Here is a 16,519-nt window from a genome sequence, read left to right as displayed (position 1 = left end):
CGGAAGCGGCCAGCCGGGCGATCAGTCAGTCGTCGGCACCGAGCCAGAGGTCGGGGCCGAAGACCTCGTAGCGCACCGAGCGGGCGGGCACCCCCGCGCGCAGGAACCGGGACCGGAGCTCGCGCATGAACGGGAGCGGGCCGCACAGGTACACCTCGGCGCCTTCGGGCACCTCGACCCCGGCCAGGTCCATCGTTCCCGAACGCGAACCCGGGGCGGCCTCCGCGCCGCTCTCGTACCAGGTGTGGGCGGTGGCGCCGGGCAGCGCCCCGACCAGGGCCGAGATCTCCTCGCGGTGGGCGTGCGCCTGCGGCGACCGGTCCGCGTGCAGTACCAGGACCGGGCGGGTGCTGCCCTGTTCGGCCAGGTGCTGGAGCATGGCGACCATCGGGGTGCAGCCGATCCCGGCGGAGGCCAGGACGAGGGGGTGGTCACCGCCGGGCAGGGTGACGTCGCCCGCCGGGGTGGAAACCATCAGCGTGTCGCCGGGAGCGGCGGAGTCGTGCAGGAGGGTGGAGACCTCCCCGGCCGGGTGCTCGCCCGCGCGCAGGCGCTTGACCGTGATGCGGCGGCTGCTGCCGTCCCAGCCGGAGAGCGAGTACTGGCGGGCCTGGTGCAGGCCGTCGGGCAGCTGGACGCGCACGCTCACGTACTGGCCGGGCCGGAAGCCGGGCGGGGGCTCCTCGCCCTCGGGCTCCAGGGTGAGGGCGACGGTGTCGGCGGTCTGGGCGACGCGGTCGGCCACCCGCCAGGGGCGCCACACGTCGCGGCCGGTGGTCCCGGCCTCCTGGTAGAGGCGGGCCTCCAGGGCGATGAGGCTCCCGGCCATGAGCCAGTAGACCTCGTCCCAGGCGGCGACGACGTCGGGGGTGGCGGCTTCACCGAGGGTCTCGGCGATCGCGGCGAACAGGTACTTGTGCACGATGACGTACTGGTCCTCGGTGATGCCGAGGGAGACGTGCTTGTGCGCGATGCGCGAGAGCAGGGCGTCGGGGCGCTCGCCCGGGTGGTCGAGGAGGCTGGTGGCGAAGGCCGCCACGGAACCGGCCAGGGCCTGGCGCTGCTGACCGCTGGCCTGGTTGCCGCGGTTGAACAGGCCGTCCAGGAGCTCGGGGCGCTCGCCCAGCATGGTCTCGTAGAACCGCGCGGTGATGGTGTCCAGTGCCCCGGCGACGGCGGGGATGGTGGCGCGGACCGTGGCTGCGGACTCGGTGGAGAGCACGCGTCCTCCTTTGGCGGGGCCGGAGCCCCTGTTCAGATAATTGGCATCTGAAATGCATATTAAAACCACTGCGCGGACACCCCGCAGCGGGGTGGGTGAACCAGCGAAATCCCAGTTCAGGCCAGCTCAGTTCAGGCCGGGGAGCCGTCCTCGCGGAGCACCCTGAGGACCTGGCGCGTGGGCGGGGACACCAGGGACTCCACGGTCACCTCGTCCAGGGAGGCGTAGAAGGCCTCGCGGGCCTGGGCCAGGGCGCCGCGCAGTCGGCAGGCAGCGCGCAGCGGACAGGGCGGGTCGTCCTCGCATCCGGCCAGGTCACCCGCCCCCTCGAGCTCACGGACGATCGCGCCCACCGAGGACCGCCGCCCGGCCGCGGTCAGCAGCAACCCGCCGCCGCGCCCGCGCCGCGTCTCCACCAGCCCCATCTCGGCCAGGCGCGCCACGGCCTTGGCCATGTGGGTGTAGGGCACGGCGAGCATCGCGGCCGCGGTGCGGGTGGTGAGAAGCTCACCCTCCCCGGCCACCGCGAGCCGCATGACCAGGCGCAGGGAGACGTCGGTGAAGGCGGTCAGGCGCATGCGCCCATGCTAGGCCGCGTGGGCAGTGGGACGTTCGCCCTCCGGGCCTCGGGGACTTTCGTCCTCCTGGCCCTAACTCCTGGGGTGTTCCTCCGCGGAGCCGTGGGGGCGTTCCTCCTCTGTCCCCGCCGTGCCTTCCGCCCCCTCGGGCTCTCGGGACGGGGCGTCGCGCTGGTGGCCGACAGCGTCCCTGGGCATCCACACCAGCACCACCACCAGCCCGATCAGCCCGAAGCACAGCGAGACCAGCGCCGCCACGTGCAGCCCTGCCAGGAAGGCCTCCTTGGCCGGGGCGACCAGCGCCTCACCCTGCGCGCCCAGGCTCCGGGACAGCGCCATGGTGCCCTCGATGGACTCGCCGGCCGTATGCAGCGCACCCGGGCCCACCTCGTCGGACCTCCCGGCCACCGCGTCCAGCTCCGGCGCGATCCGCGCCCGGTAGTTGAAGGAGATCACCGCACCCAGGACCGCCACACCCATGGCGGTGGCGACCTGGCGCACCGTGTTCTGCACCGCCGATGCGGCCCCCGCCTTGCCCGGCGGAACCGACGACATGATCGCGTCGGTGGCCGGGGTGAGCACCACCGCCATCGCCGAGGCCTGGAGGAAGAAGAACCCGATGATCAGCACCAGCGGGGTGTCCGCCTCGATCTGGGTATAGAAGACGAAGCTGCAGCACACGATCACGATCCCCACCGCGGCGAGCGTGCGCGGACCGACCCAGCGCACCAGGGTGGGGCTCAGCGGGGCGAAGATCATCTGGCCCAGCGCGGCCGGGAGCACCAGCAGGCCCGCGATGAACGGCGAGAACTCGCGCACGCTCTGCCAGTAGAAGCTCAGGAAGAAGATGATCCCGGCCATGCTAAAGAACAGCACCATGATCATGGCGATGGACACACTGAACCGGGGATTGCGGAAGAAGCGCACGTCCAGCGAGGGTTCGGAAGTGCGCGACTCGTGGAGAAGGAACAGCACGAGCACCGCCGCGCCCAGCAGCAGCGAACCGAACACGTCCCAGTCGGCCAGCGAGGCCCGCTCCCCCGCCGTGATGATGCCGTAGACGAGCAGCACCAGGCCCGGGACGGACAACAGCACACCGATCACGTCCGGACGCCCGGGGTTCTCGTCCCTGGACTCGGGGATGAGCAGGTACATCAGCGCCAGTCCGACAATCACGAAGGGAACGTTCACCAGGAAGATTGAGCCCCACCAGAAGTTCTCCAGGAGAAGTCCGCCCGCCGACGGTCCGATCGCCATGGCCAAGCCGACCGCGCCCGCCCACAGCCCGATCGCCCGACCGCGCTCCTCCGCCGGGAAGACGTTGGTGATCACCGAAAGGGTCTGCGGCATCACCATGGAGGCGCCGAGCCCCATCACGGCGCGGGCCGCGATGAGCTGTTCAGGGTTCTGGGAGTAGGCCGACAGCGCCGAGGCCGCACCGAACACCGCCAGCCCGGCCACGAGCAGCCGCCGCCTGCCCCAGCGGTCACCGAGCACCCCGAAGGGGAACAGCAGGCCCGCGAAGACCAGGGTGTAGGAGTTGATCGCCCAGGCCAGCTGCGACTGGCTGGCGCCCACCCCGATGACCGGGTCGGAGAGGGTGCGCAGCGCGACGTTGAGGATGGTGTTGTCGGCCACGATCACCAGCAGGCAGATAATGAGCACCGCCAGCCCGCCCCACCTGCGTCGATACACTGTCTGCTGATCCACGGGCCCGCCCTTCGGTCCACGGCTCCCGCCCCTGGCGCGGGTCGGTGCCGCTGTCATGCTAACCATCTGGGCAACGGACGGGCCGTGATCCCGCCGGAGGAGCCGGGCGCGCACCCAGGGGCGGGAAAGACCTCACAGACCTTCACCCGGAGTCCCACTCCCCGCCTTCACGCCCGCCCGGATTCACTTTCCCGCAGGTGGTGCGAACGGTGTTCGGGAACGCGAAAAAGGCGGCCTCCCGGGGGAGCGCTGCGGGACCGCTCCGTGCGATGATGCTCCTGTGCGGGCCCCGCACACCTGTTTCCCCCGCACCGGCGCGTCCGGGTGGATCGGGACAGGTGGCGGGGAACAAGCCGCACCGGCATACCGTTCCTTTCGGGGAACCCCTCCCCTGCAGGGGAACCCGCGTGCGCGAGCACGCATGACAACTGTTTTCGTCCACAGGTCCGGGGACACCCCACGCGGGTGCTTCGAGACGACGGAGGAAGAACCCATCATGAGCACCACAGCCAAGACCCCTTCCGCCGGGAATGCCCTTTACGGCGGGGTCACCAGCCGACGCGTCACCATCCGCGATCTGGCCCTGGCCAAGCAGCGCGGCGAGCGCTGGCCGATGCTGACCGCCTACGACGCCCTGACCTCGCGGATCTTCGACGAGGCGGGCATCCCCGTCCTCCTCGTAGGCGACTCCGCCGCCAACGTGGTCTATGGATACGACTCCACCGTCCCGGTGACGGTGGACGAGCTCGTCCCGCTGACCGCGGCCGTCGCCCGCTCCACCAAGCGGGCGCTGGTCGTGGCCGACCTTCCCTTCGGCTCCTACCAGGGCTCTCCCCAGCAGGCGCTGGAGGCGGCCTCCCGGTTCATGAAGGAGGGCAACGCCCAGGCTGTGAAGTTGGAGGGCGGCCACGCGGTCGCGCCCCAGGTCGAGCTGCTGACCTCGGCGGGCATCCCGGTCATGGGCCACGTCGGCCTGACCCCGCAGTCGGTGAACACCCTGGGCGGCTACCGCGTGCAGGGCCGGGGCGAGGCCGCCGCCGGTCTGCTCAAGGACGCCAAGGAGCTGGAGCGCGCGGGCGCGTTCTCGGTGGTGCTGGAGGCGGTCCCGGCCGACCTGGCCGCCGAAGTCACCGAACAGCTGAGCGTCCCGACCATCGGGATCGGCGCCGGTCCGTCCACCGACGCCCAGGTGCTGGTGTGGCAGGACATGGCCGGGCTGAGCCCGCGGGTGGCGAAGTTCGTCAAGACCTACGCCAACCTGGCCGAGACCCTGCGCGAGGCCGCCTCCGACTACGCGGACGAGGTCGTCAAGGGCAGCTTCCCGGCCGAAGAGCACACCTACGCCAGCTGACCCCAGCTGACTGACACCGTCGGCCGGGCCCCGCCCCGGCCGGCGGTTTCTTCGTGTGGAGCGGGACCCGGCACGGGCACCCGGTTGGCGGTCTACGACGGTTCGGCAGCCGTATGGGCGGCGGACGAGCCGCGCCCGCTGGTCACCAGCGACGAGCCCGGGCGCCCCCGTCTCCTACTCCTCGACTCCGCGCTTCGTGCGGGGCGGCCTCCGGTTCCTCCGGGGGCCGCTCCAACCCCTTCGCGGCGCGGCCGAAGGCGGGCAGGGTCACCGCCGCCAGGTACACGAACGCTCCGGCCACCAGGACCGGGGCGACCCCGAGCAGGCCGATCGCCACGCCGATGCCCGGGGCCGCGATCGGTGCGCCCAGCCGGGCCAACGACCCCACCATGGACGTCCCCCGGCCGACCATGTGGTTGGGCAGGCGCTCGAAGATCACCGCGGACAGGATCGGGTTGATCAGTCCGCCGCCGAGCCCGGACACCGCCCAGACCGCCAGGACCACCCACAGCGGAAGGTCGAGGGTCAGCACGAGGATGCGCGGCGGACCGGCGATCAGCATGGCGGCGAAGAAGGTGGACCGGCGGGGCAGCCGGTGGCCGACCCACACCGCGAGCAGTGAACCCGCCACGGAGGCGCCGCCGAGCGCGCCCGCGACCAGTCCCACCGCCTGGGGACCCCAGCCGCCCTCGTGCGCCCAGATCGGTAGGGCCAGGCTCATCACGGCGACGTCCACGATGTTGGTCACCAGGATCATCGCGACCAGCATCCGCAGCGGCAGGTCGCCCCAGACCACCCGCCAGCCCGCGTACAGGCGGGCCAGGTAACCGTCGTCGGCCTCCGGGTCGGCCTCGGCCCGGCCCGCCGTTTCGGTGTCGCGGCGCAGCAGGAGTGTCATCACCAGGGCGGCCAGCACCATGAGCGCGGCGTTCACGTAGAGCGCGGTGAGTGCCCCCAGGGCGGCGACCACCGCGCCGGCCGCGATCGGGCCCACCGTCATGGAGAGGCGGTCGACGGTCCCGGTCAGGCCGGTGACCCGTTCCAGGCGCACGTTGGCCGCGGCGGCCACGAACGGGGAGAGCGACACCTTGGCCGCTTCCGAAGGGCCTGTGGCCAGGCCGATCACGGTGACCAGGACGAGTAGTACCGGGAACGGGAGCAGCCCGGCGGAGAACAGCAGCGGGACGGCGAGAAGAGCGACGGCGGCCAGCAGGTCCACCCGGATGCTCACGGCCCGCTGGCCCACCCGGTCCAGGACCGGGCCGACGAACAGCCGGGCCAGGGTGTAGGAGCCCAGTTCGAAGAGGGTGACCAGCCCCATCAGGGCGGGGCTGCCGGTGGTCTCCAGGACGAACCAGGGGATGGCGATCATGGCCAGCCGGGTACCCGTGTAGGCGAGCGCCTCGGAGGTGACCAGGCCGATGACCGGTCTCATGGGGAGTCCTCGGGGCCGGTGTCGACAGCGAGGTCCGGGGCTGGGTCGGGGCCGGGCTGGGGGAAGGCGGCCAGCTGGACGTGCACCGTGCGCTCGCCCGGGGTACCCGCGTTTCCCTCGGCGGTGTACCGGTTGAGTACCTCGATGAGCTCCGCGCGCAGGCTCTGCGCCTGCTCCAGGGTCAGGGAGAGCGTGCGGTCGGACATGAACTGGGCCTCGCGCCAGCCCTCGGGCTGGGCCGACCACTGGTTGACCGCCGCGCCCAGGCGTTCGGACCAGCCCGCGGCGATGGCGTGGCGCAGCGCGGTGGTGAGTTCGGGAGCCTCGGTGTCCAGGTGCTCGGGCAGGCGGAAGCCGTCGGCGGCCGCCCGCCACCAGCGATCCCGGCTGGTACCCAGGTCCGGATCCTCCCGGATGAACCCGTAGGTCTCCAGCTGACGCAGGTGGTAGCTGGCCGAGGCCGAGGAAATGCCCAGCTTCTCGGCGACGACCTTGCCGGTGGCCGGGGCCTTCTGGAGCAGCTGGTACACGCGCATGCGCAGGGGGTGGGCCAGACCGCGCAGGGACCGGGCGTCCAGGACGGCGGCGCTCTCGAAGGGGTCGGGGACGGCCGGGCGGTCTTCGAAGGGTGTGCTCATACCTCGACCATAGATACCCAAGGAGTCTTGGCCAAGACTTCTTGGCCAACAAATCTTGGGCACGGTGTGACAGACTCCGGACAGAGGTGAGCCAGACAACAAACCGAATATGACTCGGTAGTACAGTGACGGCACACCGAGCACCTACGCGGGCCGGGGGTCCGGCCCACCGGGAGGACAGCACATGCGCATCTCGATGCCGCTCCAGTACGCGGGCGAGCCCAAGGACGCCGTCGAACAGGTCGTCGAGCTGGAGAAGGCCGGGCTGGACACCGTGTGGGTGGCCGAGGCCTACGGCTACGACAGCCCCACCCTGATGGGCTACCTCGCCGCACGCACCGAGCGGGTGACGATCGGCTCGGCCATCCTGCCGATGTACAGCCGCACCCCCACCCTGATCGCGATGACCGCCGCCGGGCTGGACTACCTCTCCGACGGGCGCGCCATTCTCGGCCTGGGTGCCAGCGGCCCGCAGGTCATCGAGGGCTTCCACGGCATCCCCTACACCAAACCGCTCGGCCGCACCCGCGAGACCATCGAGATCTGCCGCAAGGTCTGGGCCCGCGAGGAGCACCTGACCCACGACGGCAAGGTGTTCCAGCTACCGCTCCCCGCCGAGCGGGGCACCGGCCTGGGCAAGCCGCTCAAGATCATCAACCACCCGGTGCGCCCGGCAATCCCGATCTTCGTGGCCTCCCTAGGCGAGAAGAACGTCGAGATGACCGCCGAGATCGCCGACGGCTGGCTGCCGCACCTGTTCATCCCGGAGAAGGCCGAGAGCGTGTGGGGCTCCTTCCTGGCCAAGGGCAAAGCCAAGCGCAACCCCGAGCTGGGTGAGCTGGAGATCTCCGCGGGCGGGCTGCTGGCCATCGGGGAAGGCGAGGACACCAGGAAGCTCGCCGACTTCACCCGCCCGATGATCGCCCTGTACGTGGGCGGCATGGGCGCCAAGGGCAAGAACTTCTACAACACGGTGGCCCAGCGCTACGGGTACGAGGAAGCCGCGGAGAAGATCCAGGACCTCTACCTGGCAGGGAAGAAGGAAGAGGCCGCGGCGGCGGTCCCGGACGAGTTCGTGGAGCTGACCAACCTGGTCGGCCCCGAGTCCTACGTGCGCGAGCGGGTGGAGGCCTTCCGCGCCGCCGGGGTCACGCAGCTCAACGTGACACCGGTGGGCGAGAACCCGGCCAAGCTCATCGAGAAGGTCAAGGAGTGGGCCTCCTAGGCTGACTCGGCTGCCTCTGGCACGCCGACGGCGCCGCCTCCGGAGAGGACGGGAAGCGGCGCCGTTCGCGCGTGTTGGGGGGTGGGGGTACTGCGGGCCCGGAGACCGGTCTAGAGGCCGGTGATCCGAATGCCCGCGTGGGTCTTGTAGCGGCGGTTGACCGCGATGAGGTTGGCGGTGAACGCCTCGACCTGGTGGGCGTTGCGCAGCCGCCCGCCGAAGACGCCCCGGACCCCGGGGATCTGCTCGGCCAGGGCGCGTACGACGTCGGTGGCGTCGCGGTCCTCTCCCAGCACCAGCACGTCCAGGTCGACCTGCTCGACCTCGGGGTCCAGCAGGATCACGGCGGAGACGTGGTGGAAGGCGGCGGTGACCCGGCTGCCCGGCAGGACCTCGGCGGCCTGCTGGGCTGCGCTGCCCTCGGCGACGTCCAGGGCGAAGGGGCCCTTCTTGTCGAAGCCCAGCGGGTTGACGCAGTCCACCACGATCTTGCCGGCGAGGCGGTCGGCCAGCGAGACCAGCAACTCGCGGTGGCCGTCCCACGGGACGGCGACGATGACGATATCCCCCTGCGCGGCGGCGTCGGCGTTGGCCAACCCGTGCACCTGGAGGGTGGCGGACTCGGCCTCCACGAGTTCGCCCGCGGCCTTGGCGGCGCGCTCGGCGTTGCGGGAACCGATGTAGACGGTGTGTCCGGCCAGGGCGAACCGGCGGGCGAGCCCGCGCCCCTGGTCACCCGTACCGCCCAGGACGGCGATGGTCAGCTCGGAGATGTCCGTGCCCTGCGACGCGTTCTGTTCACTCATGGGGCGATCCTGTCAGAACGGGGTGAGGCGGGGAACGCACAGGGCCGGTCGGAGAGCGTTCCGCCCGGCCCCGGGAATCCCTGGGGACACCGTCAGCTGCCCTCCCGCCGGCTGTCGCCCCCACTGGTGGTTGTCGCCCTTGTTCGCTAGCTGTTGCCCTCGTCCTCGTCCTGCTCTTCCCAGGCCTCGTTGCGTTCGGCAGCGATGCTCAGGGCCCGGGCCGCTGTGGCCTCGTCCTCGTAGGGGCCCATCCTCTGGCTGTTCGGGCAGCCTGCGCCGTGTTCGACCTTGTTGTGCCGTAGGCAGTACCACCAGCCGTCGTCCTGTGCGTCGTTCACTGCCGGACCACCTCTCGTCGTTTGGCGGGTACGTGGGGATCTACCCGCAGCTGGGGCGCTCCTCACACCCGTCCGGCCGAAGCCGTCGCCCGGCCCGGAGGGTGTGCCCACGAACTACAATCAGTGTCCATGACTACTCCGCTGGTTCCTGGGCGCATCTCGCCACAACGTTCGGTCCCCTCGCACATCATCCGGCCGGAGTACGTGGGGCAGAAGCACCCGGTGGAGGGAGTCCTGGGGGACATCCAGACCCCGGAGACCATCGAGAAGATCCGGGTGGCGGGGCGCATCGCCGCCCAGGCGCTCGAGGAGGTCGGCAAGAACATCCAGCCCGGGGTGACCACGGACGAGCTGGACCGGATCGGCCACGAGTTCCTGCTCGACCACGGCGCCTACCCGAGCACCCTGGGGTACAAGGGCTACCCGAAGTCGCTGTGCTCCTCGCTCAACGAGGTCATCTGCCACGGCATCCCCGACGACACGGTGGTGCGCGACGGCGACATCGTCAACATCGACATCACCGCCTACAAGGACGGCGTGCACGGCGACACCAACGCCACGTTCCTTTCGGGTGAGGTCTCCGAGGAGAACCGCCTCCTCGTCGAGCGCACCCGCGAGGCCACCATGCGCGCCATCAAGGCCTGCCGCCCGGGGCGCCAGATCAACGTGATCGGCCGTGTCATCGAGTCGTACGCCAAGCGCTTCGGCTACGGAGTCGTCCGCGACTTCACCGGCCACGGCGTGGGTCCGGAGTTCCACTCCGGTCTGGTCGTCCCGCACTACGACGACCCGCGCGCCACCACCGTGATGGAGCCGGGCATGACCTTCACGATCGAGCCCATGATCACTCTGGGCGGCGTGGAGTACGACATGTGGGACGACGGCTGGACCGCCGTCACCGCCGACCGCAAGTGGACGGCCCAGTTCGAGCACACCCTGGTGATCACCGACTCCGGCGCGGAGATCCTCACCCTGCCGTAGACGCTCGCCTCCCGAAAGACCCCGCAAGGACCCCGGACGCCGCCAGGCCCGGGGTCCTTCGCCTGTCCAGGGGTTCGAATAACCGCGAACCGGGGTACTTTTCCTTCGGCAACCCCGAGTGGACCGCATTCAGGTCCGGGGTGAGCCGGTTGACCGCTTGCAGGACCAGAGCACCAGGGCCTCGGCCGCCGGTAGGCGCCGAGGCCCTCATCCGTGCGGTCAGCACGAAGCGGGTTGAGACAGGTTGGGAAAACCCCTGCACCAAGGCCTCACTTCCGGATTGACTGATCCTTGTACTACCGACCCACCGTCACGACCGATCGACACACAGGAACCAAGCCATGGCGATGTTCGTCCACCTGACCCCCCGCGCCAACATCTCTCGCGTCCGAAGGTCCGGTGTACGCACCACCATGGGAAACGAGGGCGTCCACGGGGTGTTCTGCTTCCCCGTCCTTCCCTCCTACACGGTGACCCACCAGTGGCTGCGCGAGCTGGCCCGGCACCACGGGCCCCGCGGGCTCGTCGGGGTGTACTTGAGGCTGCCCGACGACGAACCGGTCACCGTCGGCCACTACGGCGACAGCGACGGCCCCAACCGGGTGGCCGCCGCCGAGGCCGTGCGCGTGGTCGCCGGGCTGGAGGACCCGCGCGGCTGGGAGGTGTTCATACCCCGCAAGGTGACCAGGAGCGAGGTGCACCGCATCCGCGAGGTCCGCCAGATCACCGGCTGGCGCTACTTCCCCGACGCCCACGGCACCGCCCCGTACACCTGCCAGAGCTGCGTCGAACCCGGCGGTTACGGCTCCAGGCACCTGCTGGAGCGGAACCCGCACCCACTGGACGGCCCGCCGCCCCCGCCCCGGATCCTGCTGGAGCGCATCGCCGAGGCCTCCAACCGGGGCGACACCATTGCCCTGCGCGAGGCCCTGTCCTGGCTCGGCCACCGCCGCCGCGGCCCCCTCGACCGGGTGACCGCCCTGTCCGGCCACCCCGAACCCCTGGTACGCGCCACCCTGGCCGAAGCGATCACCCCCTGGGGCACCCCGGGCGTGGACACCCTCCTGGCCCACCTGGCCGAGGACCCCGACCCCAAGGTCCGCGAAGCCGCAACCCTGGCCATCGAAATCCGCTCGACAAACTCCAGCGGCTGAGCCTTTCCAACAGCCCTTGAGGATCCTGAGGGTGAGGAGAAGAACTCTCGAAGGCGAAGAGCCCTCTGGCGGGTGAGGGCCGCGAAGCCCCTTTAACGGTGAGGGCCCTTCACAACAGACAACCCACAACACAGACCACCCATAACAGCGAGACGCCCATTCTCCCCAGGCCGGTGGGAAACGGGTCGCGTATCGCGGCCGGTCACGCGTGCCATCGGAAAAGCGGCAGCGAAAGAAGCAGTCTCCCCAGCCCTGCGCGCACCGGTCCCCGTGTCGCGGCCGGTCAAGACCGGCGACGGAAAAGCGGCAGCGAGGGCGGGCAAGGGGCCAGGCCCGGAGCCCACCGGGCCTCGTGTCGCAGGGGCGGGGGTGGTGGGGGCGGCCCTTCCACCGGGCCCGGTGCGGGTTCTTCTCCCGCAGGTATTTGAGCCGGTTATGGAAAGAACACAACGGCTGAATATTCTCCGCGCTGGCACTCCCGCCCTTGGAATGGGAGTGGATGTGGTCAGCCTCGGTGTCACTGATCGGCACATCACACGCCTCAGGCCAGGCACAAGTGGAGTGTCCGTGGTGGGCAACGGTGCGGATCTGCTCCGGAGCGTTCCTCACCCCGTGCCCCACATCCAGCGGCTTGCCCGACTCGGGGTCCAAAATGACGCGGCGCAGGACGCTGTCCGGGGCTGTCCGCTGCTTCCGAAACCCCCTCATCTCGGATGATCTTGCTACCAGAGGCAAGTTCGGCGCTGATTTCGCTTCTGGTAGCAAGATCATCTTCGAAACAGGGGGCCGAAACCGTGCTCAGGGGTCTCGCGGGCCGCTGTTGGTGTTCGCCGGTACGGGTGAACGGCCGCGACACGCGACCCGGTCCCCGCAGAGCTGGGGACCCTGCCGCCCTCGCTACCGCTTTTCCGTCGCCCGCCTCGATAGGCCGCGACACGGCCAGGCGTTCCGCTCCGGGGTGGGGCAACTGTGGAGAAGTGGCTCGGACTGCGGGTGACTCTGGATAGGCGGAGGCTTGCGGGACTAGGGTCATCTGGATGAAGATCCTCATCTCCGCGGACATGGAAGGCGCCACCGGCGTCACCTGGCCCGCTGACTGCGAGCCCGGGACCGAGCAGTGGCAGCGGTGCCGGGGAATGTTCACCAGTGACGTCAATGCCGCGATCGGTGGGCTTTTCGAGGGTGGTGCCACCGAGGTACTGGTCAACGAGGCGCACTCGACGATGCGCAATCTTCTTCTGGAGGAGCTGGACGAGCGGGCCACGATGATCACCGGGCGGCACAAGGAGCTCTCCATGGTGGAAGGCGTCCAGGCCGGGGACGTGGACGGGATCGTCTTTCTCGGGTACCACTGCGGTGCCGGGGAGGACGGGGTGCTCGCCCATACCTATCTGCCGAACGCGATCACCGGGGTGTGGCTGGACGGCCAACCTGCGAGTGAGGGCTACCTGAACGCGGCGGTGGTCGCCGAGTACGGGACACCGGTGATCCTGGTCACCGGGGACGACCGGGCCTGTGAGGACGCCGAGTCCTACGCTCCCTTCGCGCGAACGGTCGCGGTGAAGGACCACGTGAGCCGGTACGCCGCCCGGTGCCGACCGCCCGCGCGGACGGCGGCGGACATTCGGGAGGCCGCGGAGAAGGCCATGCTGTTGGCGGGGCGGTTGGAGCCGGCCTCGACCGCGGAGAAGGCCATGGAGATCGAGGTCGACTCCGCGCAGCTGGCGCAGGCCGCGGCGATGGTGCCGGGGGTGACGCGTACGGGTACGCGGCGGGTCCGGTACACGTCGCCGGACGCCTACGAGATGATCCGCGCGTTCAAGGCGGTCTGCACCCTCATCTCCAGTTCCATGGAGAATAACTACGGTTGATTCTTCCGGTCGACTGGCCGAAGTTCTGGCCGAACGCCGGGACACTCCCCCGTCGAAACCGGTAGAACTGTGGCGGGGCCGGCATCGAACCACACGGGTGATCCGTGTGTCCGACTTGAGCAAGACCCCTGAACCCCTGCTGAGAGCGAGGCCGAGCCCGTGGGCCACACGAATACCTCCCTGCCCGACAGCGTCCGAGAGGACGCCCTCGTCGAGGCCGGTGAGGACGCCATCCGCCTCACCCGAGAGCTGATCCGGCGGGACTCCACCAACCACGGCAAGGGCGTGGGCGACGAGCGCGCCGCCGCCGAGTTCGCGGCCGAGGCACTCGGGGCCGCCGGGCTTTCGCCGGTGGTCCTGGAGTCGGCGGACCGACGCGCCAACGTGGTCGTGCGCATCCCCGGCACCGATCCGGACGCGGACGCGCTCCTGGTCCACGGCCACCTGGACGTGGTACCCGCCGACGCCCACGACTGGACCTTCCCGCCCTTCGCAGGCGAGATCGCCGACTGCCCGGTCACCGGGGTCCCCTCGCTGTGGGGCCGTGGTGCCGTAGACATGAAGAACACCATCGGCATGGTCATCGCCGTGGTCCGGTACTGGTCGAAGCTGGGCCTGCGGCCGCGGAGGGACATCGTGCTGGCGTTCGTGGCCGACGAGGAGGACAGCGCGGCCTACGGGGCCGACTACCTCGTGCGCGGCCACGCGGACCTGTTCGAGGGCTGCACGATGGCGATCGGCGAGGGCGGCGGCCACACCGTGCACGCCGAAAGCGTCGGGGGTGACGTGCGGCGTCTGTACCCGATCGGGTCCGCTGAGCGCGGCAGCGCGTGGTTGACGCTGCGCTCCTACGGCACCGCCGGGCACGGCTCCCGGCCGCCCCGGGACAACGCCGTGGGCGCGCTCGCCGCCGCCGTGGCCCGGATCGACCAGCACCGCTGGCCGCTGCATCTGACCCCGGTCACCCGTGCCGCCATCGACGCCATCGCCGAGGCGCTGGAGGTCGGCCGTACCTCCGGTGACCTGGACAGCAACGAGGCCGTGGACGCCCTGGTGGCGAAGTTCGGCACCGCTGCGCCGCTGGTCTCGGCGACGGTGCGCAACAGCACCGCGCCCACGATGCTCTCGGCCGGGTACAAGGTGAACGTGGTGCCGGGCGACGCCACGGCGGGCGTGGACGGCCGGGTACTGCCCGGCGCCGAGGAGCAGTTCATCGAAACCATGGACGCGCTGACCGGTGACCGTGTGGAGTGGGAGTACGCGCACAGTTCGCCGCCGGTGGCCGCGCCGGTGGACTCCGCGGCCTTCGAGGCGCTGCGCGCCGCGGTCCTGGCGCACGACCCCGAGGGTCTGGTGGTCCCGGTGTGCCTGGGCGGCGGAACGGACGCGAAGGTCTTCGCGCGGCTGGGGATCGACTGTTACGGCTTCTCCCCCCTGCGTATGCCAGCGGGGCTCAACTACCCGAGCCTGCTGCACGGGGTGGACGAGCGAGTGCCGCTGGAGGGGCTGCGCTTCGGGGTGCGGGTGCTGGACAGTTTCCTGCGCGCCTGACGGAACGGACAACGAAGAGGGACGGGGACAAACGTGGGTGAGTCGGTGACCGAGGTGCGCGGCGATCGGGACGGGGCCCCCGGGCCGGTGACGGGCCCGCGCCCGGATCAGCGCCCGAGCCCCCGGGCGGCGCGGGCGCTGACCCGCCCGCCCCGGCTCCGGGAGGGTGACCGGGTGCGCCTGGTCGCCCCGTGCAGCCCGGTTCCGGCCGCGCAGCTGGACACCGCGGTGGAGGTGCTCCGGGGGTGGGGTCTGGAGGTCGAGCTGGCCCCACACGTGCGCGACCGCCACCCGCTGCTGCCCTACCTGGCCGGGACCGACCGGGACCGGGCCGTCGACCTCCAGGAGGCCTGGTGCGACCCGGATGTGCGTGCGGTGTTCTGCGCGCGCGGCGGGGACGGGGCGCACCGGATGCTGGACCTGCTGGACTTCGACGAGATGCGGCTGGCCGAGCCCAAAGCGCTGATCGGGTTCAGCGACATCACTGCGCTGCACGAGGCGTTCGCGGTAGAGCTGGGCATGGCGACCGTGCACGGGCCGGTGGTGGGAACACGCTACTTCGTGGGTGACGAGGCGGCCCAGCGGGAGCTGCACACGACGCTCTTCGCCCCCGAACAGCGGTTGGTGCTCACCTCTCCGGGCGCGCACGCCCTGGTGCCGGGCCGGGCCGAGGGGGTGACCTTCGGTGGGAACCTGAGTCTGCTCAACAACGGCCTGGCCACTCCGCACAGTCGGCTTTCGGCGGCGGGCGGAATCCTGATCCTGGAGGACATCAACGAGGACGCGGCGCGGATCGACCGGATGCTGACCCATCTGCTGCGCACCGGTTGGATGGACGGTGTGGCGGGGGTTGCGTTGGGCACGTGGACCGACTGTCCGCCGGATCTCGGGGTGATCGCCGAGCTGATGCGCGACCGTCTCGGGCCCCTGGGGGTCCCGGTGCTGTGGGGGCTGGAGTTCGGCCACTGCGCCGCGCAGCTCACCGTCCCGTTGGGCGTCCCGGCGGCGCTGGACAGCGAGAACGGCAGTCTGGTGCTGCAGGTCCCCGGTCTGGAGTGACCACCGAGGAGCGGACACCGGGGTAGCGAGCGCCGAGGTCTGGGGGTGGTGATGGCGGTACGTGTGCTGGTGACGGGGATGTCGGGCAACGGCAAGAGCTCGGCACTGGTCGCTCTGGGTGAGCTCGGCCACCGGGTGGTGGAGACGGACGGGGCCGGCTGGTGGGAGCCGCGCTTCGACGGCACGGAGTACGACCGCTTCTGGCGTGAGGACCGGATCGCAGCTCTGCTCGCCGAGGAGAACGAGCGGACGCTGTTCGTCTCGGGCACCGTGCCCAACCAGGGCCGGTTCTACGACCGATTCGACGCGGTGGTGCTGCTGAGCGCCCCGGAGGAGGTCGTTCTGGAGCGCGTCGCGGCCCGCACGGAGCACGATTTCGGCAAGCGTCCGGGCGAGCGGGAGAAGATCCGGCGGGACCTGGCCGAGGTCGAGCCGCTGCTGCGTGCGGGGGCCACCCATGAGATCGACACCCGTCGGCCCCTCACCAAGGTGGTCGATGAGCTGGTGGCCATCGCTCAGGAGTTTCGGACACAGTAGATGCAGTAAATGAGCGGTGGCCCGCCCGCACGCTCCACGGGCGGGACACCGCTCCGGACCCCG

General features: G+C 70.6%; 15 protein-coding genes and 1 pseudogene. 8 read left to right on the top strand and 8 right to left on the bottom strand.

Features of this window, described 5'->3' with window-relative positions:
- Positions 1–25 precede the first annotated feature (25 nt).
- The 3 genes from D457_RS0115640 to D457_RS32675 all read right to left on the bottom strand — a co-directional run bounded on the left by D457_RS0115640 (position 26) and on the right by D457_RS32675 (position 3,567).
- On the bottom strand, positions 26–1,222 hold the full coding sequence (locus D457_RS0115640; RefSeq protein ID WP_017581610.1) for a globin domain-containing protein: 1,197 nt from the start codon (positions 1,220–1,222) through the stop codon (positions 26–28).
- Between the two features lie 131 nt (positions 1,223–1,353).
- Positions 1,354–1,800, bottom strand: a complete 447-nt coding sequence (locus tag D457_RS0115635; RefSeq protein ID WP_017581609.1) for an RrF2 family transcriptional regulator — start codon at positions 1,798–1,800, stop codon at positions 1,354–1,356.
- Positions 1,801–1,872: 72 nt separating this feature from the next.
- Positions 1,873–3,567: an MFS transporter gene (locus tag D457_RS32675; protein WP_152514251.1), complete on the bottom strand. Its 1,695-nt coding sequence runs from the start codon at positions 3,565–3,567 to the stop codon at positions 1,873–1,875.
- Between the two features lie 439 nt (positions 3,568–4,006).
- Between D457_RS32675 and panB the strand changes: the two genes are divergently transcribed.
- Positions 4,007–4,861, top strand: coding sequence for a 3-methyl-2-oxobutanoate hydroxymethyltransferase (panB, locus tag D457_RS0115625; protein ID WP_017581607.1), 855 nt, complete (start codon positions 4,007–4,009; stop codon positions 4,859–4,861).
- 142 nt (positions 4,862–5,003) lie between these two features.
- On the opposite strand, the gene D457_RS0115620 is transcribed toward panB, so the two are convergent.
- Both D457_RS0115620 and D457_RS32670 read right to left on the bottom strand, forming a co-directional pair.
- Positions 5,004–6,296 (bottom strand): MFS transporter, encoded by a 1,293-nt coding sequence (locus D457_RS0115620; protein WP_017581606.1) that lies wholly within the window; start codon positions 6,294–6,296, stop codon positions 5,004–5,006.
- Positions 6,293–6,934 carry an ArsR family transcriptional regulator gene (locus tag D457_RS32670; protein WP_017581605.1) on the bottom strand — a complete coding sequence of 214 codons (642 nt, stop codon included), beginning with the start codon at positions 6,932–6,934 and terminating at the stop codon, positions 6,293–6,295. Before D457_RS32670 ends, D457_RS0115620 begins: the two co-directional genes overlap by 4 nt.
- A 184-nt stretch (positions 6,935–7,118) precedes the next feature.
- Between D457_RS32670 and D457_RS0115610 the strand changes: the two genes are divergently transcribed.
- On the top strand, positions 7,119–8,159 hold the full coding sequence (locus tag D457_RS0115610) for an LLM class F420-dependent oxidoreductase (RefSeq protein ID WP_017581604.1): 1,041 nt from the start codon (positions 7,119–7,121) through the stop codon (positions 8,157–8,159).
- Positions 8,160–8,269: 110 nt separating this feature from the next.
- Here D457_RS0115610 and npdG read toward each other — a convergent pair whose 3' ends face one another.
- Together npdG and D457_RS0115600 are read right to left on the bottom strand one after the other, a co-directional pair.
- On the bottom strand, positions 8,270–8,965 hold the full coding sequence (gene npdG, locus D457_RS0115605) for an NADPH-dependent F420 reductase (protein WP_017581603.1): 696 nt from the start codon (positions 8,963–8,965) through the stop codon (positions 8,270–8,272).
- 146 nt (positions 8,966–9,111) lie between these two features.
- Positions 9,112–9,303, bottom strand: a complete 192-nt coding sequence (locus D457_RS0115600; RefSeq protein ID WP_017581602.1) for a hypothetical protein — start codon at positions 9,301–9,303, stop codon at positions 9,112–9,114.
- 129 nt (positions 9,304–9,432) lie between these two features.
- Here D457_RS0115600 and map point away from each other — a divergent pair, with 129 nt between their 5' ends.
- Together map and D457_RS0115590 are read left to right on the top strand one after the other, a co-directional pair.
- On the top strand, positions 9,433–10,284 hold the full coding sequence (gene map / locus D457_RS0115595) for a type I methionyl aminopeptidase (RefSeq protein ID WP_239646119.1): 852 nt from the start codon (positions 9,433–9,435) through the stop codon (positions 10,282–10,284).
- A 341-nt stretch (positions 10,285–10,625) separates the two neighbouring features.
- Complete coding sequence (locus D457_RS0115590) at positions 10,626–11,438, top strand: HEAT repeat domain-containing protein (protein WP_017581600.1); 813 nt, start codon at positions 10,626–10,628, stop codon at positions 11,436–11,438.
- A gap of 453 nt (positions 11,439–11,891) precedes the next feature.
- Here D457_RS0115590 and D457_RS37055 read toward each other — a convergent pair.
- Positions 11,892–12,146, bottom strand: a pseudogene (locus D457_RS37055) (HNH endonuclease signature motif containing protein); the annotation flags it as partial.
- Between the two features lie 329 nt (positions 12,147–12,475).
- On the opposite strand from D457_RS37055, the gene D457_RS0115585 reads away from it, so the two are divergent.
- The 4 genes from D457_RS0115585 (at position 12,476) to D457_RS0115570 (ending at position 16,456) form a co-directional block, all read left to right on the top strand.
- Positions 12,476–13,309 (top strand): M55 family metallopeptidase, encoded by an 834-nt coding sequence (locus D457_RS0115585; protein WP_017581599.1) that lies wholly within the window; start codon positions 12,476–12,478, stop codon positions 13,307–13,309.
- A 159-nt stretch (positions 13,310–13,468) separates the two neighbouring features.
- The gene (locus tag D457_RS0115580; RefSeq protein WP_017581598.1) at positions 13,469–14,860 is read left to right on the top strand and encodes a M20/M25/M40 family metallo-hydrolase; all 1,392 of its coding nucleotides are present in this window, start codon (positions 13,469–13,471) and stop codon (positions 14,858–14,860) included.
- Between the two features lie 54 nt (positions 14,861–14,914).
- Positions 14,915–15,919, top strand: coding sequence for a S66 peptidase family protein (locus tag D457_RS0115575; protein ID WP_083926781.1), 1,005 nt, complete (start codon positions 14,915–14,917; stop codon positions 15,917–15,919).
- Positions 15,920–15,970: 51 nt separating this feature from the next.
- A complete protein-coding gene (locus tag D457_RS0115570; RefSeq protein WP_039831344.1) occupies positions 15,971–16,456 on the top strand; it encodes an AAA family ATPase in 486 nt (161 codons plus the stop codon).
- Positions 16,457–16,519 lie beyond the last annotated feature (63 nt).

Origin of the sequence: Nocardiopsis valliformis DSM 45023 (genome assembly GCF_000340985.1) — a bacterium.
GTDB classification, from domain to species: domain Bacteria; phylum Actinomycetota; class Actinomycetes; order Streptosporangiales; family Streptosporangiaceae; genus Nocardiopsis; species Nocardiopsis exhalans.
This window is presented reverse-complemented; position numbering and strand designations above follow the sequence as displayed.